The following is a 23,301-nucleotide window of genomic DNA, read 5'->3' as shown; positions in this document are numbered from 1 at the left end:
AACATGAGCAACGCAGATTTTTCTACTGCTCCATCAGCTGAAACGCTGGCCCATGAGGTTACCTGCCTGAAGGCTATGGTTACGCTGTTATTAAAAGCAATCGGCCAAGCGGATGCCGGTAAAGTTATCATCAATATGGAAAGATATATTGCGCAATTGGAAGATGCCGAGCAAGCCACTGTCTTTGATAACACGATTAAACAAATCAAAACCAGCTACCGTAAATAGCACTATTTGCTACACCGCCATCTTAATATTTTGATCTGGCGGTGTAGTGATATTTAGCATTGCCTTCCTGATTTAAAAAATAGAGACGTTCGTCTACTTATTTCCGATATTGATGAGTTTCAAAAGCAGAGCCTCTTCTTTCTTTTTATATTGCGTTAATTCCATCACCAACGCTTTATCCAACAACTGTTTTCTGGAGAGTGCTTTCCTTTCATCAACCAGTTCCCTCAACTCGGTGAAGCATTCATTTATTTTGTACTCTTTTGAACTTTCAGTACAAATTATCTCATGGATTGCCTGGCTCAGTTCAGACAATGAGATAACCGACTTTGGATCCTGGTGACTTTTTTCTATGACAGCCAGTAGTTTTTCGAATCCCATATGAACCTCCGAAGTCAAGCAGAAACTTGCTTATGGCTAACCAGGAAACTCCAGCTACCTCTAAACGCCGCCCCAGTGGATAAGACACAACCCTGTGCAAACAACTCGTAACATCATAAACGATCTGTCAACGATTCCCTCTGTTAAGCATAGCACCTTCTCGCAACTCTTCAGGACGCATGAGGCACATTCTCACCAAGCAGAGTGATAGCTTTCAGCGATATCATCCCCCCTTTTATATATTCATCTGGCGTTAAAGCGTTATATGAATAAAATATGCCCGAAACAGTCACATCTATTAAGCAAGCGAAATTGTGATAAAAATGAAATGAATAAAAAAGAGGGTATAGATTAACGCAGAATAATACAGTTAACGTCAAGGGTGGATATAATTGAAAATTAACTAAAGAAAACAAAAATAATAACAAATTGAACTAAAGCCCATAAGCTATTGAAATTGTTGGTGGGTCGTGCAGGGTTCGAACCTGCGACCAATTGATTAAGAGTCAACTGCTCTACCAACTGAGCTAACGACCCAACGGGGGGAATTATTCTCCTCCCCGACGTGCCTGTCAAACACTTCATATTAATTTTTTATGTGTGATAATAAAATTGTTAGCAATTGGTAATTTTGTTAACCTGTTCAGCCTATTTATCTCTGCCTCTCACCAATTTATATCCTCTTCATTTTAGGGTAAAAAACATACAGCATCACGTTACATCATTATCTGCCCTCTTTATGCTTGGCTATCTCAGACATCCGCTGTAATAAGTACTGCGGTTGCGCTATCTTATTCGTTTCGATTTTCGCAAATGAGAGCCGCCAAAGAGCTCAAAAAAACATCACAGACAGAAACAGGAAAGTGTACTTACATGGTCGAACAATCAAAAGAAGCCGCAGACCTTGCCCCCGAACAGGGAGAGGGACTGCAACGGAATCTGACTAATCGTCATATTCAGCTCATCGCCATCGGCGGAGCGATCGGTACTGGGTTATTCATGGGCTCGGGCAAAACAATCAGCATGGCTGGTCCTTCGATCATCTTCGTTTATATGATCATTGGCTTTATGCTGTTTTTTGTCATGCGCGCAATGGGAGAGCTATTACTCTCCAACCTCAACTATAAATCATTCAGCGATTTCGCTGCTGACCTACTTGGGCCATGGGCGGGGTTCTTTACCGGCTGGACTTACTGGTTCTGCTGGGTCGTAACCGGGATCGCCGATGTCGTAGCCATTAGTGCCTACTCTCAGTTCTGGTTCCCTGATTTATCGCAGTGGGTCTCTTCCCTGCTTTGCGTACTGCTATTACTTACGCTAAATCTGGCAACCGTGAAGCTGTTTGGCGAGATGGAATTCTGGTTCGCAATGATAAAAATTGTCGCTATCGTTGCGTTAATCGTGGTCGGTGTCGCGTTGGTCATGATGCAATTCTCTTCCCCATCAGGAAACGTCGCCTCTTTTACCAACCTATGGAATGATGGCGGCATGTTCCCTAAAGGGATAAGCGGTTTCTTCGCCGGATTCCAGATCGCCGTATTTGCATTTGTTGGTATCGAACTGGTTGGTACTACCGCCGCTGAAACTAAAAATCCGAAAGTCGTGCTGCCCCGAGCCATTAACGCCATCCCAATCCGCATCATCATGTTTTATGTTTTTGCGTTAATCATGATTATGTCCGTCACCCCGTGGGGGGCAATTACTGCGGATCGTAGTCCTTTCGTGGAAATGTTCGTCCTCGTTGGCTTGCCTGCGGCCGCCAGTATGATCAACTTTGTCGTTCTGACGTCTGCGGCATCGTCAGCCAATAGCGGCGTATTTTCCACCAGCCGTATGCTCTTTGGCCTGGCGAAACAAGGCGATGCACCGAAAAGTTTCGGTATGCTCTCTAAACGCGCGGTTCCTTCGACTGGGTTGATGTTTTCCTGCATTTGCCTGCTGTCGGGTGTGGTGTTGATCTACCTGATTCCGAACGTGATGACGGTCTTTACGCTGGTGACCACCGTCTCCGCAATTTTATTCATGTTCATCTGGAGCATCATCCTGTGCTCTTACCTGACATACCGTAAAAAACGCCCTCAGCTCCATGCCGAGTCGTCCTATAAAATGCCGTTGGGTATTTTCATGTGCTGGATATGCTTAGCCTTTTTCGCTTTTGTTATTGTACTGTTAACATTACAACCAGATACACGGCAGGCGCTTATTGTCACGCCGTTGTGGTTTATTGTTCTGGCTATTGCTTATCAGTTTATTCGTCGGAAAAAGCAGGCTGTTGACGTGAAGTAAAAGATATAAACGCAAGAAAGGCGCGGACAACATCGGCGCCTTCAATTTTTTTCAGCAAAATCACGCATAACACAAGTATTCTCTATTATTGGATATAAACAATTCTCAATTGTATATAAGAAAATTAATATGCGAACAATTAATGTCGTCACCATTGATATATAAGAAAGTTATTCCCGTAATGGGACGGTTGTGATTCGATTGATATTCCTTGCTAATAGTTCGAGAGCTAAGTAATTATGTTCATCCTTCCGCTGTGAAGCATCAGCAACTACACCTTCTATCTTTCTATTTAACTCATTGATTTTACTGTCATCAAGTGTTGAAACAATAGCAGAAATCAGCATCTCTAACGATTCAATCTTCGCATTAAGCGCTTTTTCTCCAACTTCTTTTTCTGCCAGCTTTATTAAAAGATGAGAGAGAATATTATTCATTTGAACTCCTTAATCAAAAAAATAACCGTCATACACCCATAGGGCAACACCTGTTCTTGGTGCATAGGATTAGAGAAAACATAACGAAGATTAATGTAACACTGTGAATGGCCTGACCGCTAGTGTCTATTACCATTTTAAGGAAATCATATTCATACGGCAGCAATAAAATGAAGTTGCAGATAAACAAACCAAATAAATAAAAAAAACTAAAAAGCCATTTTATTTTTAAGAGTGAACATCCCTGTTTTAAGGAAGATAGATAATGCCATGAATGTGATGATCTTCACAAAAAATAAGAAAGAACACCATTTTGATAGTACAACTGACCATAAAATCTAATGAGTAGCCAGCCATCGGGAAATGGCTGGCTCTATGGCTACGCCTACGCACTCATTGATTGCCGTGCGCCACTCACCGCATCCTTTGCCTGTTCGCACTGTGACAATATCGTCTGTGCATGAGAATAAAGAATTTTTCCCGCCTCGGTGGGCGTAACACCGCGCCGGCTCCGTACCAGCAGCTGTTTTTCGAGTTCACTCTCCAGCGTCGCGACCTGCTGGCTCAGCGCCGGTTGTGCAATATGCAACAACTCAGCAGCCTGTGTCAGGCTACCGATATCAACGATTTTCACAAAATATTTGAGCCGTCTAAGATTCATGTCTGCCTCCTGAGTAGTTACCCTAAAGAGGTAGCAAAAAGCGCGCCATATTATGTCTCTATGTCTAAGAAAAAGTGATACCTCATTGATAAGACACAGGTAAAATAAGGAAAAGCAATGATTCTGCTAACCAACGCCCCCGATTTTGTCTGAGAAACCCGTCATCAAGCCAATACCAACCTGCACCATCTTAAAGCAATCCCTGCTATTTTAGGGTGCACACCTGCCCGCTCATCAGCGCATTTCATTGCTTTCCAGCGCTCAACTTGAGCAATAATTTCAATATGTTGGTTATTAGTTCGGCAATCAAACGCACTAGGCGATAACAGCCTTTGACAACCCGAAACGCTCCCGCTATTATCCATCGCACTTAACCGATTCCTCTGTAGTTCAGTCGGTAGAACGGCGGACTGTTAATCCGTATGTCACTGGTTCGAGTCCAGTCAGAGGAGCCAAATTCTTGTTTTCATGCCGCTTTGCGAATCCCTATATGATTCAGATTCAATAAGTTAGCGTGAAAAGTCTTCCCGATGCATTTTCAGTTTACCCTCCGCATCGGGAGAATTTGGTGGTCAGATTTGGGGTCAAGTTGGTTCGATGACGGAGTGACCCCCACATGTCTCTGAACGACACTAAAATCCGCAGCTTAAAATCATCCATTAAACCTTTCAAAGTTTCCGATTCTCATGGTCTGTACCTTCTAGTTAATCCAGGCGGTTCACGTCTCTGGTATCTCAAATATCGCATCAATAGAAAAGAATCCCGCCTCGGTTTAAAGCTATCTCCGGAATAACCCTTTCAACACGGCTGTACACTTATAAATATGCAAGTTAAGCGTGGAAAAATTCAATTTCAGTGTAAGTGTAATTGCTAATTTTCAGGCTGGGATGCCTGATCGGATGGCTAAGTGTTATATTAGCAGGCTCTATCGCCGTCAGCCCAGCGCTTGATATCACTCACTTTTGGCGACCTGATGCCCGTACTCAAGATATTCTTGGTTGTGTATAGGCTGATCTTAGCTTTGTCACCATCATGACTTTCTATCTGAATTAGCGTGTTGTTGATCAACAGTCCTTCTGAAAGAAGCTTTTGAGTGATCTCACCTTCTTTACGCTCACCGTCAAACTCGCTTAATACGATGACCGGATTTCCTGAATATGACTGATATTCCAGACACTGCCTTGCCATGTGCCTTAGGGTTCGATAAGTATCGGAGGACCCCGTCTTGCTAATGAAACTGCCGTCTAAGGATGATTTGCTGTTTTTCAAATCGCTGACGGTTATGGCGCATCCGCTAAGTGATATAGAAAATAATATTGACGCCAGGGCCAAATATTTCAATTTATGCTCCATTATTCTGGTAAATGTCCTACGCAGGATTGAGACTAAAATTGCGTTCTCTTTCAGACGGAATTGTGATTTGGGATATCAACAATAACCATGAGCCCACCTTCTGCAGACGTACTTAGGAAAACACTGCTGTTGTGTTGCTGCGCAACCGCTTTGACTATTGCAAGCCCCAATCCACTCCCGCTTTGTATCTGATTGGGATCACGAAAAAATCTGTCGAATACCCGCTCCCTCAATTCAACCATGATTCCGGGCCCTGCATCTGAGATACGCAATTGAATGGATTTTTCTAACGATCGTACCTCTACTTCAACCCGCCCGCCCTCAGGACTGTACTTCACAGCATTTTCAATTAAGTTGTCGATCAGCGACATCAGGCGTTCCCTGACACCTGTAATCCAGACTTCATCATGAGAGTAGAATTCAAGCTCAATTCGGCTCTCAGCAGCTAGCGGTGCCAACTCAGCCATTCGCTCTTGTATGAGCGTCGTCAGCGGCACAGGCTCCATAACAGTGTCAATGCGCGCTTCACTGTGCATCAGCAGCAGCAACTGATTGACGAGACGAGCAGCACGGCTATTGCTACGAATAATCCCTGCAAGCAATTCCTGTTGACTACAGTTGCTTACATCGGACTGCAAAGCCTCAACATTGACTCGCATTGCAGCCAGCGGAGTACGCAACTCGTGAGCGGCATCTGCAATGAAAGTCCGTTCCCTTTCAGTGCTTTCTCGTACCCTGGCAAGGAATATATTAATCGCGTCCACTATTTGGCGAAGCTCCTTGTGCTTTGGCACTGCTTTTAAGGGAGAAATATCTTCTGGTGTTCGTAAGGAAACTTCATTTGCCACCTTGTTCCAAGGACGCATTGCAATGCGGATTGACAGCCACGCAGGAAACAACAGAAAGGGAATGCATACCAGCAGCGGTAATATGTAATATCCGCGCGAGTTCAGGTATATGAAGAAGTTCCAGCCTCCAGCAGGAGTGAGCAGTGTCACCTCTGTGTCGGAGCGCCTAGACTTCAGAGTACGGCTAGTCCAAGTGCGACCGTTACTCTGAATATTTTGAATCATCCCATAACCGGTGTTTGCCACTCCTACCGGAGCGCCATCAGATGAATAAATTATCTCTTTATTCTTCCGAACGATTAGGCTGATTGACATTTTTGGGTCTTCACCTCCGCCATAGCCTTCCCGCAATGCCTTGCTGAATGTTTCCAGTACATCGGTGAGATCATGCGGGCGATCCCCCATACGATCCACCACTGTCAGAATGGTTTCATAGGTTTTGTTGCCTGATAGCATGGGAGGGCTGCGTAAGTTATCCCATAAAATGTAGGTCAGAAAAATACACCAAAGCAGCGTGAGTAATAGCATCTGGGCGATCATAATTCGCCGTACGAGCGTTGGAATTCTCAGATAGCGCCAAAAATTACGCATCAACCTGCCCCCTTCTGAATGGGTACGGTGTCAATGACAAACCCCACACCTCTCACCGTTCGCACATAGCCGTCACCAATTTTGCGACGCAAATTTCCCATATGTACATCGAGCGCATTACTCATATTTTCTTTTGCACCGAAGATCCTTTCTTCCAGAAAACTACGGGTCAGAACACGGTCAGAACGCAACATTAACGTTTCAAGCAGCGCGTATTCACTTGCCGTCAAATCAACATGACTTTCGCTCACTGTCACGCGACGAGTCGGCACATGGAGAGATAGCCCTCGAACCTCTATCACCTCATTCTGAAAACCGTAACTGCGCCGCACAAGTGCTCTCACCCTGGCCAATAACTCAGCGAGAACAAAAGGTTTGACGAGATAGTCGTCTGCACCGGCATCCAGTCCAGTCAAGCGATCTTGCAGAGTGCCCCGGGCAGTCAGGATGATGACGGGGATCCCCTTGAGCTGCTGACGCAGACGCGCCATCAGGCTCATGCCATCACCGTCGGGCAGGCCGAGGTCGAGCAATACAAGTTCTGGCACGCATACATCGAGTTGATGCAGAGCATCCACTTTACGGCGAACCCATATGACATCTAATCCTTGGTCTGTAAGGGCAATACGTACGCCATTGCCGAGATCGATGTCGTCTTCGATTAGGAGAATTTTCACAATAGTGACTTTATCAACAGTGAATGAAGAACGTCTGAAGAAAAAAACGGTATCCGTAAATCTATCAGGTTTGCAGAACGGGTACTTGCTTCAGTATTTCTTCATTTTTGGCTCATGAGAACTTCAGGGTCAGCATTCAAACTGAGCGTTCTGGCGTTTAAAACCGCTTGCATCGTAGTCAGTTGAACCCACAAGGACTTCCTTAATGAGAAACATCGAACTGAGTCATAAGTTCCTCCCGTCACTCTCGGGGCATACCCTGGGAAAATTGTTGTCAGGATTTGTCCTCGCGTTATTGGCAACCCCAATACTGGCAGCAGAACAGAAACAGGGCAACGAGTTGACCCTAGGAGGAGGCGTGGATGTTGCGCCACGTTATTCTGGTTCGGATGAAAACCGAGTCACGACGGCCCTAGTGATTGATTATTCTATGGTAAATGGTTTCTTCGTCAGCTCCACGCGTGGTATCGGTTACGGTAACAACATCGGCAAATTTGATTACAGCGCTGCGCTGAGTTATCGCGCAGGCCGAAAGGATCGTGACGTGGACAGCGACTCGCTCAGCTACGGTAGCGACTACCTGCGTGGTATGGGTGACGTTAAGGGCTCAGCTATCGTTGTGCCTGGCCTGGGATACGAGGTGACCGACTGGCTTAATTTGCAATTGCAGGCTGAGGTGCCGATTTCTCAGCGAAGCAATGGTGAGGCCCTGCATTTCAGCATTGTCAGCCCGCTCTATACATCATCTAAAAACGCTGTGACGCTGGCGCTGACCAGTAGTTGGGGGACCAGCAAGTACATGCAGACTTACTACGGAGTAAGTGCATCACAGTCGGCCGCATCGGGGTTTACTCGATATGATGCCAAGTCTGGAATTTATGCCTATTCACTGAATATGGACTGGACGCACAAGCTTAATCAAGACTGGAGCGTAGTTGCCGCAGCAGGTTTTACGCAGTTGGCTGGTGATGCACGAAATAGTCCAATTGTTCAACGAACAACATCGCCCACTGGCAGCCTGAAGGTGACATATAGCTTCTGATCGTTGTTCGACATGTGCTTCTCGGTAGCTTGTGGCTATGCACTGTCAATAAATACAAATTCGTCCCGCCCCAGTTCAGATGATGGGGCGCTACTGCCTGCTCCTGTTTGTAGGTCATCCAGCGTGAATCACCAAAGCCCTGTTTTGACGCGCTGCACCACAGCAACATGATATTCATTCCGCTATACGCGATACCGGTTGCGAAGTTGGAAGGCAACCCAGACATACCCGACACTCGTTGCCACGGGCAAGACCACGGTTTTACACCGGCTTCAAGCGCTGCAATGATGTTGTCGGTGACGGTCTGATAAATATCTGTTCTGGTTTGAGAAAATTTCGTTTTTGAGGAGCCTGACTGCTCCAGCGGGGATACGCTGGTCGCCGCTGCGGCGTTAGGGCGCTAGTCTGGATATGCAGGGAATTCGTCATGGTTTTTTCTCCGTCAGCGATGTGATTTTCGTCTTCGTATCGCCTGACGGTTCGCTTTCCCAGCATCGTTCCGGCACGCAAGGGCGCAGCATGCGTGCTATTTACCCTTATATGTTGATGTTGCTGTAAGATCCCTGGTGTTGGATTTGGCAAGGTTCATGCAGCACGTATTTACCCCAGGGTTTTTAAGCCCGACCGCAAGCAAACCGCGCATGAACTGAGCCACTCATTTGAAGCCCGTACAGTTGAATGAACTAAATTCGTATCGTAAGGAGGGGTAATATGAGTCAGCCAGTTCAGCAGGTTATCGGTATTGATGTGGCAAAACAGTCACTGGATATTGCCGGAACGGGAGAATTCGCTTCATTCACGGTGAATAATGCAGAAGATGGCTTCGCCGCGATCCTGAGAAAACTAAAAGAGATCAGCGTCTCATTGGTTCTGATGGAAGCCACTGGTGGTCTGGAATCGGCGGTAGCATGCAACCTTCAGGCGGAAGGATATGACGTAGTCGTTATCAATCCTCGTCAGGCTCGAGATTTTGCCCGCTCAATGGGGTATTTGGCTAAAACCGACAGACTCGACGCCAACGTGTTAGCGCAACTGGCACAAGTCATCGACTGCAGTCCTGAACGCAGCCGCTTTATTCGCCCATTACCAGAAATCACTCGTCAGGAACTCACAGCGATGGTCGTACGGCGTCGCCAGTTAAACCAGATGCTGGTTGCTGAGCGGAACCGACTTTATCCATCTCATCCAGGTAATAGGGAAAGTATTGCCATCATAATTGATGCGCTAGAAAGCGAGTTGAAGCGCATCACCCGCCAGATGAATAAATACGTGATAACACACTTCCAACGTCACGCAGAGCTGATTTCCAGCGTAAAGGGCGTGGGTGAAGCCACTGTCGCGACTTTGTTAGCAGAGCTTCCTGAACTGGGTAGACTCACACGCCGGGAAATAAGTGCACTGGCAGGCGTAGCACCGTTTAACAGAGATTCAGGCAAAATGCGCGGGAAGCGCACCACCTTTGGTGGCAGAGGTAGTGTGAGAGCAACACTCTATATGGCAGCGTTGACTGCTACGCGGTTCAATCCGGTGATCAGGGCGTTTTACCTGCGCTTGCTTTCCGCCGGGAAGGCCAAAAAGCTTGCTCTGGTTGCTTGTATGCGCAAACTGATCGCAATTTTGAATGCCATGGTAAGGGATGAGCAGAAATGGGACATTGCGCTTCATAACGTAAATTAAAAACGCTTTCTCAAAGACAGTTGCTTGCGGGACGGGTTGTGTAGGGAAACGATTAACCGGAAGCTGATACGGGAACGGAAAGCCACGGGAGAAAAACTGACCCTGCATAGGCGGGCGTAGCGCCCCTTAGGCCGCAGCGGTGAAATGGGTTTGGGGTTTAAATAGCGGTATTAATTCAGCCCTTCTTTGGCAGTATGAGCTTTATCCCCAAAATTTACTCAATTAGTCACGACCCCACTATTGGCGGGTAAGATCACTTGCATATCGCGAATGTAAAATGTGATGAATGTCCATAAGTTGTATAACGCGGTCAGCAATTGATAAAACAGCCCCCCGATAAAGAAAAAATGCCTTACTATCTCTGATATAAGCAAGAGAACTTAGGCGCAGCTTTCCTTTCTGCTGAAATTTTTGGGCTATTCAACACGAAGCATTTTGCAACTATGAATTCAACCTTCTATCTTGAACGTAATTTTACACACGATGGCAAGACGTACACAGAGACAGAGTTGCTGGCTGAATCAACGCACATTGTTGTGTTAGCAGAACCCGGCGGCGGGAAAACAGAGCTGATGAAAAGTATCGCTCTGAAACTGAACACCCCTGTCTTAAATGCCAGCGTTTTTGCTTATGTTGGAGCAAATAAAGAAAATAGCTCGCTGATAATTGATGCCGTTGATGAAGTCGCCAGAATCGATCAATCAGGTATCCATAAACTCCTTGCGCACGCCAGAACATCAAAGCCAAATCGCGTAATTATGTCGAGCAGGTCAAGCGAATGGGGACTGGCTTCCAGCAGTATTTTTGAAAAATTTCTTGGTGTCTCCCCTATGATTGTGAGACTGAGAGAATTCGATCAAGACGAACAACACGCCATCTTTAAGCACCATGCGCCAGCAGAAGACTTCTTTGCATTCCAGACCGAAGTAACACGGTTTAGTTTAGAAATGTTGTTACCAAACCCTCAGTTTCTGAAAATGTTCACCGATGCCTACTTAGAAAGTGGCAGACGATTTGCTGACAAGCGTTCAATCTTTGCTTTAGCGGTCGAACGGCTGGCTAAGGAAATCAACCCAGATATTCCGAAAGCCTCTATATCTCTTTCAGTTGCACAGAAGATCGCATTTTCTGCCGAGGTTTATGCCAAACTTCTGTTGTCGGGTGCAGAGGGAGTCAGCACCATCGACATGGCTGCAAGCCGGATGTATCCCATGCTGCCAGCGTTATTTAGCGGCAGTACTGCCTGTTACGACATATTGTCAACTCAGCTTTTCAAACCCGGCGATAAGGAAGACCAGCACCGCTCGGTTCACAAGATCGTCGCTGAATACTGCGCAGCGGATTATCTTATTAAACGAATAGCCGACCCAGGGGATGCTCTCAGTTTAACAAAGTGCTTACCAGTCATTGCACCGAATGGTACTGCCAGAGATGAGTTGAGAGGTCTGCTCGGATGGATGGCGGCATTAGGCAACAAGTCAGTACAGGAATCCATTATTGAGCTTGACGCCTATGCGGTACTCGCGAACGGCGATCCATCGCAACTTGAACGTTCATCGAAGCGACAACTTCTTCATCGACTCAAAGAGATTGAAACCGCAGATCCTTACTTTCGTCGGAGCGACTTTTGGCGCCGATTCAGCGCGGCTGGTTTTTTCACGCAAGACGTTGTCGAAGAAATAAAGCCTCTTTTAACTATGGGCAATGAAGGTCATTTACGTTATTTAATTTTAGAACTTCTGACTGACTCTCCGGTTAACAGTCAGTTGACGCCTGAATTGAGCCTACTTACTTTAAACCCCAACGAGTCTGAACATATTCGTACATTAGCAAGCAGATGCTTACTCAATGTAAAAGAATACGATTTCATTGGCGCTTTGGCCGTTTTAATTTTTGAAGCCAGTAATATTTCACTCAATATTTCAGCTAAAGTCATCGAAGTCGTAGGGCCAGAAAAATTTAACCACAAATATCTTTCTGGATTCTTACGAGTCTGTGCGAACCTCTATCCCAACAACAAAGAACAATTTGAAAGAGTGGTAGGAACTCGTTATTTTATTAAGAAGCTCATTTCCTGTTTTTCACAGCATACTCTCGAATCTCTTCTGGATGAATTAACCCATAACCTTTACTGCCATTGTGGGAAAAAATCCTATGAATGTGATTGTCGCAATGGGGTAAGTAAGATCGTCGGTTCAATGGTCGATCGCTATTTTGAATTAGCTCAAGCGCCGTTTGACCCTGTGAGGATCTGGCAATGGATAGGTAATCTCAATTTTCATCACCAATGCCAAGCCGATCAAAGTAAATCGGTACAGGTACTTCGGGAAAATGACACACTTCGTCAAGAGATCATTGCCCATGTATTCGGGCCACTAACGGATCGTAATGAAATATTCAATACAAGAGTAGAAAAGTTCGACGGATACCTGCACTCACATTCAGGCCTTCATTTATGTCGGAATGACTATAAATTTCTCCTCGATCTGGCGTTTGAAACAGATAACGCTGATCTGTGGGCGAGTTTCCTTGTCAGCCATCAACGTTACAAAAACAAGGAAGAACAAGGCTCTGATGACTTGCGGGCACAAATGCGTCAGCACGCCCTTTCCAAACCCGCATTTATGCGCGAATGGGCCAGATACAACAATGCAATGAAATTATCCGAGCAGGAACACCAGTTCTGGAGGTTTAGACATAGCCGAAGCAGGAAACGTCATGATAGAAAGCGACGGGATATCCACAACAGAAATATAAAATTTGTTAATGAAAACAGAGGGATTGTAGAGCAAGGTCGTAACTGGGAGTGTCTTGTTCGTTTTGCAGAACTTGTGCTCATGCATCCGGAAAGAATTGAATTGGAGTTTGGTGACGAAAAACTGGTTCGGACTGCGTTGCGAAATTGTCTGGATTTTATTACTCCCGAGGTCCCCACCCTTCCCGAACTAGCAGCCCTGCAATGCGAATCTAAATCCAGGTATTCTGAGATCATTTTATATGCAGCTTGCCTGGAGATACTACGCGCAGAAGGCCATCTTGAATGCGTCAATACCGAGTTGCTTACAGCATTAAGAACCAACATTCACATGGGATATGACTCAGTTTCGACGGAAGAACGTGACGCTCTACAGACTGAAATAGACCGCCTCATTTTTCCTGATAGTGAAAGTGCTGAAAAATATCTCCAGCAATACGTTGAACCCCAACTCGCTCAACCATGCCCTCACCCTGAAATCTGGATGTTAAGTGGAGAAGAGGTCTTTCGTCATTCACGCGCTAAACTTTCTATTGAATGGCTTCGTCGTTTTACTGATTTATCCCTTAACTCAGTAGATACACTTTTTGAAATTGCTGCTCAATACGGCGATCGTGAGGATTTAAAAGAGATTATTGCAGAGCGGTGCTCAGATATGATGTCAGGCTGGCCCAATCCGACAGAAGATGAGGATTTTGAACGCAAGCGAATATTCTGGCTGGTACGGGAGTTCTACTTTCTCGAGAGCATTACAGCTACTTATTGGACATGGCTAAAATCTAACAAAGATAATTTACTGCATTTTTATGAACGCTCTGGGCGCATGAACCGAAGTGAGCACCATGCCTGGCCGGAACTTACCTCAATTAAGGTTGAAGCCATTTTAGACGCTTTCTTTGAACAATGGCCGCGTGTTGAACTGCCAAGTCATTGGGGCAGCGATAGCCCTAAAGAGGAAAAAGCCTACCGCTTTTTAACTGATTTAATTTGGTCAATTGAATCAGATATTCCTGACAATGCAATACCTGTACTGGGTCGCCTTCTTACCGATCCACGTTTCACGAGCCAGCATAAAGGGCTGCAAAGTATATACGCTGGTCAGCTCAGGAAAAAAGCGCTCAGGGATTTTGAACCACCGACGCCAGATGAAATAGTCCAACATCTGAATTGTGATTCAGTGGTTACTGTTGAAGACCTGCGTCAGTTAGTTCTTCAGGAGCTTCATGATTTCCAGAAAGCGATTGATGGCGGGGAGTTTAACTCGGCAGATCGCTTCTATGAAAAAAATAAACGCCTTGATGAGGTAAAGTCTACGGAGATCATTGCTGAACGTCTCAATTTAAGACTCGAACCTCAGGGCATATCGATAACACCTGAGCATCAGTTGAAAGGTCAAAACAGGAGTGACTTCACGGCATCTAAGTTGATTGGTGGAAAAAGACGGCTGCTGGTTACGGAAGTCAAAGGCCAGTGGCACAGAGAGTTATATTCTGCCGCGTCAGCCCAACTCTATGACCGTTATTCTATCCACCCAGATGCCGAGCAGCAGGGTATTTTTCTTGTTATATGGTTTGGAGAGAGTGAGACCGTTGCAGGCCGCAAGCTCCACGGCATCAAAACCGCTCAGGAACTTAAAATCAGTATTGAAGCAGGGTTACCGGTTGATCTCCATGGTTTAATCGATGTTTTCGTTTTAGATGTTTCACGACAGAGTAAACATTAGAATTAGTAACATAGCCCCTACTTTGAATTTCTTGAGGGAGTTTTAAGTAATACACTATAAAAGAACTCAACAGTATTGTTACATCGAACATAAATATCCGATATCACCGCAGGTGTGATAACAGGCATTTACCACCGAAAAATTAACAAAAATTGGTGGTCATTCTGGTGGTCTTGACAGGAAGGGATTTTAGATTTAGCTTCTTTATTAGCCAGTTACTGGCAAAGGCGATCTCAGTCAGAGGAGCCAAATTTAGAAAATCCCGCTTAAGGAAACTTAAGCGGGATTTTTGCTATTTATCAATAAATTCATGTGAAAAGCATTCCGGTTCGCGTTAACCCGGTCCTTCACTGCCGGCCGCCAGCAGGGGAACCAGCACATCACTGATAGGAACGGGAATGCCGTGAGCATGGCCGTAGCGCTGTATCACGCCGTTGCGGATATCCCACTCCATCGGGCGATTGGCCTGACGGTCAGCGAGAATAGATGTGCCTAAATCGGCAGGCGCACGTTGAAAATTATCCACGATTTCCTGCGCAACCCCATCGTCCAGCACGGCCCCCTCGGCACGGGCGACAGCAAGACACTCACGCAGATACGCCAGAGCCAGCGCTTTGATATCCTCACGCGAAAACATTCCGGCGCGGCGATTCGCTAGCACCATCAGGCCCGCGACCGCATTTTGCAGCAGTTTGCACCATGCGACGGACAAAAAATCCGCAGACAACTCAACCGCGCAGCACGTGCCGCTCAGCGCATCAATCACCCGTTTTGCCTGTGGGACATCCGGCAGCGTCAGACGCGGTTTGGCGCGCAGCCAGACCGAAGCATCCGGCTCGCGCTGAGCCGGAAACCAGACCACTGAAGGCAACACTATTGCTCCATTGACCCAAGGTTCAAGCTGGGCTTTCTGTTCGACGCCATTTTGCAGAGCGCAGACCACCGTATTTTCATCGCATAACGCTCTCAACCACCCGGCGCTGTCGACGTTTTGGGTGGTTTTCACCGCGACAAAAACCAGATTGAAAGGATGGTCGATCGCCGTCGGATCGCTTAACACCGGACCTGGTACAACAATTTCGCCCCCATCGTGACGCAAAAGTAGCTTTGAATGTGCAGAACGCCCGCAAAGTAGCGGTGTGCGGCCCACTTCATGCAGTGCCGCAGCGATGGTCGTACCAATTGCACCAGGCCCAATCAGCGCAATAGTCGGATAGTCAGACATCGGTAGTTCTCCTGATTCGCTTAACCCATAATCAGTGCGCCGGCGACAATCACCACGCACGCCAGTATTTTTCTTAACGTCAACGCTTCGCCGAAAAACCAATAATCAAGGTAGATATCAGCACCTATCTGACGATGAAACGGTGATGTTTACCCAACCAGAGAAGCATGCCAAGTTCTGGATTAATCATTGCCAGTTCATCAGTTTCTTTATGCGTATTGATCCTTACTGCTCCAGAGCGAATTAGCCTCCGCAGTTCAGAGCGACTCATTTCGGCAAGCGCCTGACTACAAAAATCAATCAGTGCCAGCGGCGCTTGTCTGCCAACGATGAGTGGGAGATGGTCCTCTTCGGTGGGATTATGGCGCTGAAATACCCGCTCAAAATGTTTGCCAGCAGCGTCAACGGCTTCCGCACCGACCAACAGTATCCTCCCACCAATCTTACCCCTGCGACTCAGGCATTAACATTGACAAATTCACTCAAAAAGTAAGGACATTCGATATTTTCGGAAATATAGCTTTAAAGGATTGTTGGAGGTCAATACAAAATGGCAGAACCTGTTGCGAACCGTTTTATTAAACCCTAACGTGAGCATTATTCTTCACCCGTTGGGTATTCATTGTTTTGATTGACGAGGAAAAATGAAACGCTTGTTTGTCTACGGGACGCTGCGTCCGGGTCACGAAAATGCCTATATTTTGGAAAACATCGGTGGAGACTGGTTGCCGGGTTACGTGACAGGCACGTTTTATGAGCGTGGCTGGGGTGCCGCCGCGGATTTTCCGGGGATCGTGCTGGATGAGCACGGGCCGCGCGTCAACGGTTACCTGTTTCTGTCCGCTAATCTTGAGGCGCACTGGCCAATGCTGGATGAATTTGAAGAGGGCTACGATCGCGTTGAGGTTGTGGTTACCACGGCGGAAGACCAGCAGGTTACTGCATGGGTTTATCAGTTACAGCCACAGACAGGCCAGTACGCGGGATAGATAAACTACGTACCCTGCCCTAACCTGCCCCAGCAAGGGACCACATTTAAGAATCCCGCTTTAGGAAAATCAGGCGGGATTTTTGTTTTAACCTTACCATAAGGCCATGCAGTTGTTTACAACTAACCAGTTGAATTAAAAGTAAAAATATTATGTAGCAGGGTTCACTGTAACAGCGCCGATCCAGACCATACATCAAGTCATGAAGATGGCTCATGTCTATTGAAATTAAATCACTTTTACTCACGCAATGACTCTGGCATAAATTGTGCACTACTATAGACAAGATGAAACCTGCAAAAATTGTAAGACCTGAAAACCTTGGAAAAACAAGCAATAAATTCAGGTTTTATATCAAGAATTAGGATGCTAGATAGCGATGAATAAGAATTTTACCTTTACGATTAAGAACACGTGTTTCGATGAGAATTATAACCCCTCCGAAAACACGCGTATCACGACCAACTTTGCGAACTTGGCGAGAGGAAAAAACCGCCAGGAGAACTTGCGCAACGCGTTAACGATGATCGACAATCGTTTCAATTCCCTGGCGCATTGGGATAACCCTAAAAGCGATCGCTATTCTGTAGAACTTGATATCATTTCCGTTGAGGTTGATATTGAAGGCAATGGCAACAGCTTCCCAGTCATTGAAATATTGAAAACGAATATCGTTGATAAAAAAACTAACGAGCGCATTGAAGGCATTGTAGGAAACAATTTCTCCTCCTACGTGCGAGATTATGATTTTAGCGTATTACTGGCAGATCATAATAAGAATCACCCCGGATTTAGCACCCCAGACAGCTTTGGCGAGTTGCATGGGAATCTATTTAAATGCTTCGTTAATTCAAATACTTACAAAGATAATTTTAGTAAAGCACCGGTTATATGCCTAAGTGTTTCAAGTAAAAACACCTATCATCGGACTGGAAATCAGCATCCCGTATTAGGTGTCGAATACCAGCAAGATGAATATTCATTGACCGATCAATACTTCCATAAAATGGGGTTGCAGGCTCGTTATTTTATGCCGCCAAATAGTGTCGCGCCTTTGGCTTTCTATTTTTCTGGTGATTTATTGAGTGATTATACGAATCTTGAGCTGATCAGTACCATCAGCACGATGGAGACTTTTCAAAAGATTTACCGACCTGAGATTTACAATGCGAATTCTGCAGCAGGTCTGTGCTATCAGCCAAGCCTGAATCATCAGGATCATTCATTCACTCAAATTGTTTACGATCGAGAAGAACGTAGCCTGTTGGCTATCGAGCAGGGAAAGTTTACTGAGAAAAACTTCATCAAACCATACCAAGCTATTCTTGAGCAATGGTCTGCTAATTACGTTCTTTGATTAACCAAACACACAAGGTCACCGATTATTATGAAAATATTGTTACCCACCTCAACGGCTGGCAGCTTACCGAAACCCTCTTGGCTGGCGCAGCCTGAGACACTGTGGTCACCCTGGAAATTGCAAGGCGATGAATTAATTGAGGGCAAACAAGATGCGCTACGTTTGAGCCTGGCAGATCAACAACAGGCAGGGATTGACATTGTCAGTGATGGCGAGCAGACGCGCCAACATTTTGTCACGACGTTTATTGAGCACCTCAGCGGCGTTGATTTTGAGAAACGTGAGATCGTTAAAATCCGCAATCGCTATGATGCGAGTGTACCGACAGTCATTGGTGCCGTGGTTCGCCAAAAGCCCGTTTTTGTCGAGGATGCCAAGTTTTTACGTCAGCAAACCACGCAACCCATTAAATGGGCGTTACCGGGTCCCATGACAATGATCGATACGCTCTATGATAGCCACTATAAGAGCCGTGAAAAACTCGCCTGGGAATTCGCCAAAATTCTCAATCAAGAAGCCAAAGAGTTAGAGGCTGCGGGTGTCGATATTATCCAATTTGATGAGCCTGCATTTAATGTTTTCTTTGATGAGGTGAATGATTGGGGAATTGCCGCTTTAGAAAGAGCCGTTGAAGGGCTTAAATGTGAAACTGCGGTGCATATTTGCTATGGCTATGGCATCAAAGCGAATACCGATTGGAAAAAGACGCTGGGCTCCGAGTGGCGGCAATATGAAGAAATTTTTCCTAAGCTGCAAAAATCGGCGATTGATATCATTTCACTGGAATGTCAGAACTCTCGTGTTCCAATGGATCTCATTGAACTCATTCGCGGTAAAAAAGTGATGGTAGGCGCCATTGACGTGGCAACCAACACCATTGAGACACCAGAGGAAGTCGCCGATACGCTACGTAAAGCGCTTCAGTTTGTGGATGCCGACAAGCTTTATCCTTCTACCAACTGTGGCATGACCCCTTTATCTCGCCGCGTCGCAAGAGGCAAACTCAACGCGTTAAGTGCGGGTGCGGAAATCGTCCGAAGAGAACTCTTGGCTAAATAACATCGCATGGGTTTATCAGTTACTGCCACAAACAGGTCAGTACATGGCATAGATAAAATACGTTCGCTGCCCTAACCTGCCCCAGTCAGGAAACCAAATGTAGAAATCCCGCTCAGGAAACTTAGGCGGGATTTTTTTAGCCTCTTATGACGGTCAGCTAAATGGGACGTGGACACAACACCACTCACCTCGCATCCTGTTCAAAAGGCTCTCAACAAGCACTACTCATTGCCCCATTGATTCAGGAACGTCGCGATATCATCAATACGATGCTCATCAATACCGGCCTCACTGGCCATCTCTTTCTGCGACTCTTCACTGATCTCTTCGTTATTCATTAAGCGGGTGACCAGCAGTTGGAAATAGTGCGCCAGAGCGTCACGTTCCGACTCGCTCACCGGTTTTTCAGATTCTGTCGAATACTCATCCGTGATGTCATAAAATTTAAGCGGTACTTCATTGCTCATAAGTCGTCCCCAAGGGTTAAGGTCTCTGTCTGTTGATGCTCGTATCATCTGGTCTGGATAATACCATGAATAACCTTGAAGGCACCTTTCAGACACTGAACACATCGTGTGAAGAATGGGGACGAGACATTGGTGCGTTGTCCGTTATTCACAGAACGGAGAGCGATGCATTACAGAAGTACAGTTTTTCAAACTATCCCCTAAATAATTCGAGTTTCAGGCAGGCGGCAAGCGAAGGACAAATTAGTCGGGAACGAATTTGACCAGCCAACGGCTGACCTTCGGTGAGCGACAGGAGGTCTCTCATTTCATCCCGATGGGTTTACTCAGGTAAGTGATTCGGGTGAGTGACAAATCTGCCAGAGGCAGGTTTGAACACTGCATGCAGCGGCCCCAACGGGCTGAGGTCCACGAAAGTGGGCCGAGTAGCGCAGCCAACGCACATGCAACTTGAAGTATGACGGGTATATACCGATTATGCCTTCAAGAATATCAGATACTACATCGCCCCTTCACATAACTATATCGATGAGAAGCCCCGAAGGGCTTCTCATCGATAAGCATTGGCAAAAACGTTAATTACCACATTAAATCATCAGGCACTTTAAAATCAGCATATGGATCGTCTTCATCCTGCTCTTCCTGACTCAGCGCACTATTTAATACAATACTGTTCGCATCTCGCTGCGCAATTTTATCGGCTACGCTCGCAGGGATAATAACGTATTGATTCTCACCGCTGCTATCAACCACCAAACGAGCGATGGCGAGACGACCGCTAATTAGCTGAGCTTGAGTCAGCTTATCCACCGTTATTTTCTTAATTAAATTATTATCGGTGAAGTTAAAATCAATATCGCCTTTTGAAATAGTGATTCTATTCATTTCAATAAGTTGCTTCACCTGAGCTTTATACTCTTTAGATAAAGCCGCTTGTTTTTGTTGTTCACTTAGCTGTTTATCACGCTCAAGCTGTGCTTTTTTATTTTCTTCCACAGCCTCTCTTGCCTCACGAGCCTGAACCCGTGATTTTTTCGCCGTTCTTTGAACTTTGGCCATTTTTTTGCTGGTCACTAATCCAGCTTTTAGCATCTGCTCTTGTAAGGTGAGCTTTGTCATCTTCGTTCCTAAACCCGTGGAATAATTCACAGGATTATACCTGTAATTTTTGAGGCTGCGCCAGATTGCAGGACCCAAACGCGGTGCGGCTTGAGCTTGAAGGGCTATCAGAAGCGATGCCGAAATTCTGCTTATGCATGACGCAGGATGTCGGCACAGGGTCAACCCGAATGATTTCAGACCTTGAGCAGTTTCACCGTGGCATCCACGTCTATCTCATCTTCCGAGAAGATTAACGTCGTACCCTGGAAGGTGGTGATCGCCAGTTTTTTCATCGAGCGTACTTCACCAGGCTGGGCGGTTGATTTCGGCTTGATACTATTCATCAATATTCCTACAGACAGCACCGTATTTTCTTTATCAATACGGATATCGGCAGGCACTTCTTCGCTGTAAACGAGGTAAGATTTGATCGACGTGAGCTTAATGCGCTCACCTGCGATATAGATGTATTTGCTTTCCGGGAGGACTTTCACAGCATACGCTGACAGTCCCTTGTTATTCGTGGTGGGCTCGAAAGTGACCGCCGCATCTTTCTTAATCAGATCAGGGTTGGCGACCTTAATCACATGAAAATAACGGTTCTCACCGTTTTCATCTTTGATAAATCCAAAGCCCTTATCTTTAAACCAGGTTGTGATCGTTCCGTTCATCGCCATTACCGCCTACTTAATCGTTTATCTACTCAGTTTTTGCAGCGCGCAGTGTAAAGCACAATGTCTGCGCAGACTACGTCTTTGGGTTAAGTATTGATGATAAATTTCGGGTATGCGAAGGAACATTCCCGATGCCGATTCCCCAGCATCGGGAAATATCCATTTAACTGATATCACCACCGTTAGTGGCAATCACTTTCTGATACCAATGGAACGATTTCTTCTTATAGCGGTTGCCGCTACCGGCGATCGTGTCATCCAGTTCGACGTAGATGAAGCCGTAGCGTTTGCTCATCTCGCCCGTAGACATGCTGACCAGATCGATGCAGCCCCACGGGGTATATCCCATCAGTTCAACGCCGTCGGCAATCGCGTCTGCCATTGCTTCGATGTGCTGACGCAAATAGTTGATGCGATAGTCATCGGCGATGTAGCGAGCTTCATCTGGCTGATCCACCGCACCCAACCCGTTTTCGACGATAAACAGCGGTTTTTCGTAGCGGTCATACAGTTGATTGAGCGCAATTCGCAGCCCCACAGGATCAATTTCCCAGCCCCACTCACTGGCTTCCAGAAACGGATTGCGCGCCCCGCCCAGCAGGTTACCGTGGGCCGTCGCCGCATTCGGATCAGTTTTGTAGGTGGTGGAAGACATGTAGTAGCTGAAGCCGATATAGTCGACGGTGTGCTGCTTAATCAGCTCCAGATCTCCCGGCTGAATATCCAGCGTGACGCCCAGCGACTGCCACAGGCTTTTCGCGTAGTAGGGATATTTCCCGCCCGCCTGCACATCCGCGCAGTAAAAGTTAAATGACTGAGTCTCTTTCAGCGCCGCCAACTGATTGATGGGGTTACAGTCATAAGCGTAGTTAGTGGCAAACAGAATCATGCAGCCAATCTGGATCTGCGGATTGGTCTCATGCGCAATTTTCACCGCCAGACTGCTGGCGACAAACTGGTTATGCCACGCCTGAAATTTCGCCTGTGGCTCCAGCGCGCCGGTTTGTACCGTCAGCCCCTGACTCATGATTGGGAAGTGAGCAGCGCTGTTGATCTCGTTAAAGGTCATCCAGTACTTCACTTTGTGGCCGAAGCGCTCCAGCACCGTACGAGCAAAGCGCTCGAAGTGGCCGATTAACTCGCGGTTTTTCCAGCCGCCGAAGACGGTGGCAAGGTGCAGCGGCATCTCATAGTGAGAGATCGTAATTACGGGCTCAATGCCATGGGCGATGCAGGTATCAATCACCCGTTCGTAGTGACTCAGCCCCGCTTCGTTGGGTTGCTGCTCAACGCCGTTCGGGTAGATGCGTGTCCAGGCAATAGAAAAGCGATAGCATTTGAAGCCCATCTCGGCAAACAGCGCAATATCCTCACGAAAGCGATGATAGTGATCGATGCCTTTATGGTTAGGATAGGTGTAACGCTGTTCATCCAGCGTGAAGTCAAACGCGTCGGAAGCCACGATGTTTAAACGCGCTTTACCACCGGGAATAGCATCCACAATCGACAACCCTTTGCCGTCGATATTGTAGGCCCCTTCGACCTGATTCGCTGCGGTTGCCCCGCCCCACATAAAGCCGTGCGGAAATCTTTCGCTCATGGCACTTATCCTTTATCAATGCTGATTATTTATCGATGATGATTCTTTAATGTGGTGGGCCTGCCTGATGTTGATTTGATTCAGCGCGGCCCGAATGGCGGAAATTCTAGAGGAAAAAAGAGGGCATGAACAGAAATAAGAAACCGGTTGCATATCCGGTGTATGCG

At 46.4% G+C, this 23,301-nt stretch carries 21 protein-coding genes, 2 tRNA genes and 3 pseudogenes; 12 read left to right on the top strand and 14 right to left on the bottom strand.

All coding sequences use genetic code 11. The features are described 5' to 3' along the window. Nucleotides 1-3: 3 nt before the first annotated feature. Nucleotides 4-228 (top strand): DUF2594 family protein, encoded by a 225-nt coding sequence (locus EO763_RS08220; RefSeq protein ID WP_039490581.1) that lies wholly within the window; start codon nt 4-6, stop codon nt 226-228. 93 nt (nt 229-321) lie between these two features. Here the strand turns inward: EO763_RS08220 and EO763_RS08215 are convergent, their stop codons facing one another. Both EO763_RS08215 and EO763_RS08210 read right to left on the bottom strand, forming a co-directional pair. Beyond that, nucleotides 322-609: a basic helix-loop-helix domain-containing protein gene (locus tag EO763_RS08215; RefSeq protein ID WP_161528650.1), complete on the bottom strand. Its 288-nt coding sequence runs from the start codon at nt 607-609 to the stop codon at nt 322-324. 461 nt (nt 610-1,070) lie between these two features. Beyond that, nucleotides 1,071-1,146 (bottom strand) — tRNA-Lys (locus EO763_RS08210). 336 nt (nt 1,147-1,482) lie between these two features. On the opposite strand from EO763_RS08210, the gene cycA reads away from it, so the two are divergent. Further along, the gene (gene cycA / locus EO763_RS08205; RefSeq protein WP_039490583.1) at nt 1,483-2,895 is read left to right on the top strand and encodes a D-serine/D-alanine/glycine transporter; all 1,413 of its coding nucleotides are present in this window, start codon (nt 1,483-1,485) and stop codon (nt 2,893-2,895) included. A gap of 170 nt (nt 2,896-3,065) precedes the next feature. Here cycA and iraP read toward each other — a convergent pair whose 3' ends face one another. Then, entirely contained in the window at nt 3,066-3,332 is a 267-nt protein-coding gene (gene iraP / locus EO763_RS08200; RefSeq protein ID WP_044209219.1) for an anti-adapter protein IraP, read from the bottom strand. Nucleotides 3,333-3,723: 391 nt separating this feature from the next. After that, nucleotides 3,724-3,993 (bottom strand): annotated as a pseudogene (locus tag EO763_RS08195) (LysR family transcriptional regulator); the annotation flags it as partial. 379 nt (nt 3,994-4,372) lie between these two features. On the opposite strand from EO763_RS08195, the gene EO763_RS08190 reads away from it, so the two are divergent. Together EO763_RS08190 and EO763_RS23580 are read left to right on the top strand one after the other, a co-directional pair. After that, a tRNA-Asn gene (locus tag EO763_RS08190) sits at nt 4,373-4,448 on the top strand. A gap of 161 nt (nt 4,449-4,609) precedes the next feature. Then, a pseudogene (locus EO763_RS23580) lies at nt 4,610-4,783 on the top strand (Arm DNA-binding domain-containing protein); the annotation flags it as partial. 125 nt (nt 4,784-4,908) lie between these two features. Here the strand turns inward: EO763_RS23580 and EO763_RS08180 are convergent. The 3 genes from EO763_RS08180 to EO763_RS08170 are packed head-to-tail and all read right to left on the bottom strand — an operon-like array spanning nt 4,909 to nt 7,462. Beyond that, nucleotides 4,909-5,346 (bottom strand): hypothetical protein, encoded by a 438-nt coding sequence (locus EO763_RS08180; protein WP_161528649.1) that lies wholly within the window; start codon nt 5,344-5,346, stop codon nt 4,909-4,911. Nucleotides 5,347-5,396: 50 nt separating this feature from the next. Continuing rightward, nucleotides 5,397-6,785: a sensor histidine kinase gene (locus EO763_RS08175; RefSeq protein WP_161528648.1), complete on the bottom strand. Its 1,389-nt coding sequence runs from the start codon at nt 6,783-6,785 to the stop codon at nt 5,397-5,399. Then, a complete protein-coding gene (locus tag EO763_RS08170) occupies nt 6,785-7,462 on the bottom strand; it encodes a response regulator (RefSeq protein ID WP_161528647.1) in 678 nt (225 codons plus the stop codon). Before EO763_RS08170 ends, EO763_RS08175 begins: the two co-directional genes overlap by 1 nt. A gap of 205 nt (nt 7,463-7,667) precedes the next feature. Between EO763_RS08170 and EO763_RS08165 the strand changes: the two genes are divergently transcribed. Next, entirely contained in the window at nt 7,668-8,504 is an 837-nt protein-coding gene (locus tag EO763_RS08165; protein ID WP_161528646.1) for a MipA/OmpV family protein, read from the top strand. Between the two features lie 91 nt (nt 8,505-8,595). Here EO763_RS08165 and EO763_RS08160 read toward each other — a convergent pair. After that, nucleotides 8,596-8,933: pseudogene (locus EO763_RS08160) on the bottom strand (ArdC-like ssDNA-binding domain-containing protein); the annotation flags it as partial. Here EO763_RS08160 and EO763_RS08155 point away from each other — a divergent pair. The 4 genes from EO763_RS08155 (at nt 8,916) to EO763_RS23920 (ending at nt 14,997) form a co-directional block, all read left to right on the top strand. Then, on the top strand, nt 8,916-9,062 hold the full coding sequence (locus tag EO763_RS08155; protein WP_161528645.1) for a hypothetical protein: 147 nt from the start codon (nt 8,916-8,918) through the stop codon (nt 9,060-9,062). The pseudogene EO763_RS08160 and the gene EO763_RS08155 sit on opposite strands and share 18 nt — an antisense overlap. Nucleotides 9,063-9,215: 153 nt before the next feature. Then, nucleotides 9,216-10,181, top strand: coding sequence for an IS110 family RNA-guided transposase (locus EO763_RS08150; protein WP_039494396.1), 966 nt, complete (start codon nt 9,216-9,218; stop codon nt 10,179-10,181). Nucleotides 10,182-10,624: 443 nt separating this feature from the next. Then, nucleotides 10,625-14,659, top strand: a complete 4,035-nt coding sequence (locus EO763_RS08145) for an NACHT domain-containing protein (RefSeq protein ID WP_161528644.1) — start codon at nt 10,625-10,627, stop codon at nt 14,657-14,659. A gap of 152 nt (nt 14,660-14,811) precedes the next feature. Further along, the gene (locus tag EO763_RS23920) at nt 14,812-14,997 is read left to right on the top strand and encodes a hypothetical protein (protein ID WP_425281357.1); all 186 of its coding nucleotides are present in this window, start codon (nt 14,812-14,814) and stop codon (nt 14,995-14,997) included. On the opposite strand, the gene EO763_RS08140 is transcribed toward EO763_RS23920, so the two are convergent. Then, on the bottom strand, nt 14,994-15,884 hold the full coding sequence (locus EO763_RS08140) for an oxidoreductase (protein ID WP_161528643.1): 891 nt from the start codon (nt 15,882-15,884) through the stop codon (nt 14,994-14,996). The two genes, EO763_RS23920 and EO763_RS08140, sit on opposite strands and share 4 nt — an antisense overlap. Before the next feature lie 124 nt (nt 15,885-16,008). Continuing rightward, complete coding sequence (locus EO763_RS08135) at nt 16,009-16,308, bottom strand: tyrosine--tRNA ligase (protein WP_044203499.1); 300 nt, start codon at nt 16,306-16,308, stop codon at nt 16,009-16,011. A gap of 220 nt (nt 16,309-16,528) precedes the next feature. Between EO763_RS08135 and EO763_RS08130 the strand changes: the two genes are divergently transcribed. The 3 genes from EO763_RS08130 to EO763_RS08120 all read left to right on the top strand — a co-directional run bounded on the left by EO763_RS08130 (nt 16,529) and on the right by EO763_RS08120 (nt 19,292). Beyond that, nucleotides 16,529-16,873: a gamma-glutamylcyclotransferase family protein gene (locus tag EO763_RS08130; RefSeq protein WP_161528642.1), complete on the top strand. Its 345-nt coding sequence runs from the start codon at nt 16,529-16,531 to the stop codon at nt 16,871-16,873. Between the two features lie 379 nt (nt 16,874-17,252). Next, nucleotides 17,253-18,230 (top strand): DUF1852 domain-containing protein, encoded by a 978-nt coding sequence (locus EO763_RS08125; RefSeq protein ID WP_161528641.1) that lies wholly within the window; start codon nt 17,253-17,255, stop codon nt 18,228-18,230. Nucleotides 18,231-18,260: 30 nt separating this feature from the next. Further along, nucleotides 18,261-19,292, top strand: a complete 1,032-nt coding sequence (locus EO763_RS08120) for a methionine synthase (RefSeq protein ID WP_039357231.1) — start codon at nt 18,261-18,263, stop codon at nt 19,290-19,292. Between the two features lie 221 nt (nt 19,293-19,513). On the opposite strand, the gene EO763_RS08115 is transcribed toward EO763_RS08120, so the two are convergent. The 4 genes from EO763_RS08115 to EO763_RS08100 all read right to left on the bottom strand — a co-directional run bounded on the left by EO763_RS08115 (nt 19,514) and on the right by EO763_RS08100 (nt 23,134). Then, complete coding sequence (locus tag EO763_RS08115) at nt 19,514-19,759, bottom strand: YmjA family protein (RefSeq protein WP_103160596.1); 246 nt, start codon at nt 19,757-19,759, stop codon at nt 19,514-19,516. Between the two features lie 579 nt (nt 19,760-20,338). Continuing rightward, nucleotides 20,339-20,878, bottom strand: a complete 540-nt coding sequence (locus EO763_RS08110) for a DUF2058 domain-containing protein (RefSeq protein ID WP_010298734.1) — start codon at nt 20,876-20,878, stop codon at nt 20,339-20,341. A 176-nt stretch (nt 20,879-21,054) separates the two neighbouring features. Further along, complete coding sequence (locus EO763_RS08105; protein ID WP_161528640.1) at nt 21,055-21,537, bottom strand: cold-shock protein; 483 nt, start codon at nt 21,535-21,537, stop codon at nt 21,055-21,057. Between the two features lie 160 nt (nt 21,538-21,697). After that, nucleotides 21,698-23,134: a glycoside hydrolase family 1 protein gene (locus tag EO763_RS08100; protein WP_161528639.1), complete on the bottom strand. Its 1,437-nt coding sequence runs from the start codon at nt 23,132-23,134 to the stop codon at nt 21,698-21,700. Nucleotides 23,135-23,301 lie beyond the last annotated feature (167 nt).

The sequence above is a fragment of the Pectobacterium odoriferum genome, assembly GCF_009931295.1.
Lineage (GTDB): Bacteria > Pseudomonadota > Gammaproteobacteria > Enterobacterales > Enterobacteriaceae > Pectobacterium > Pectobacterium odoriferum.
This window is presented reverse-complemented; position numbering and strand designations above follow the sequence as displayed.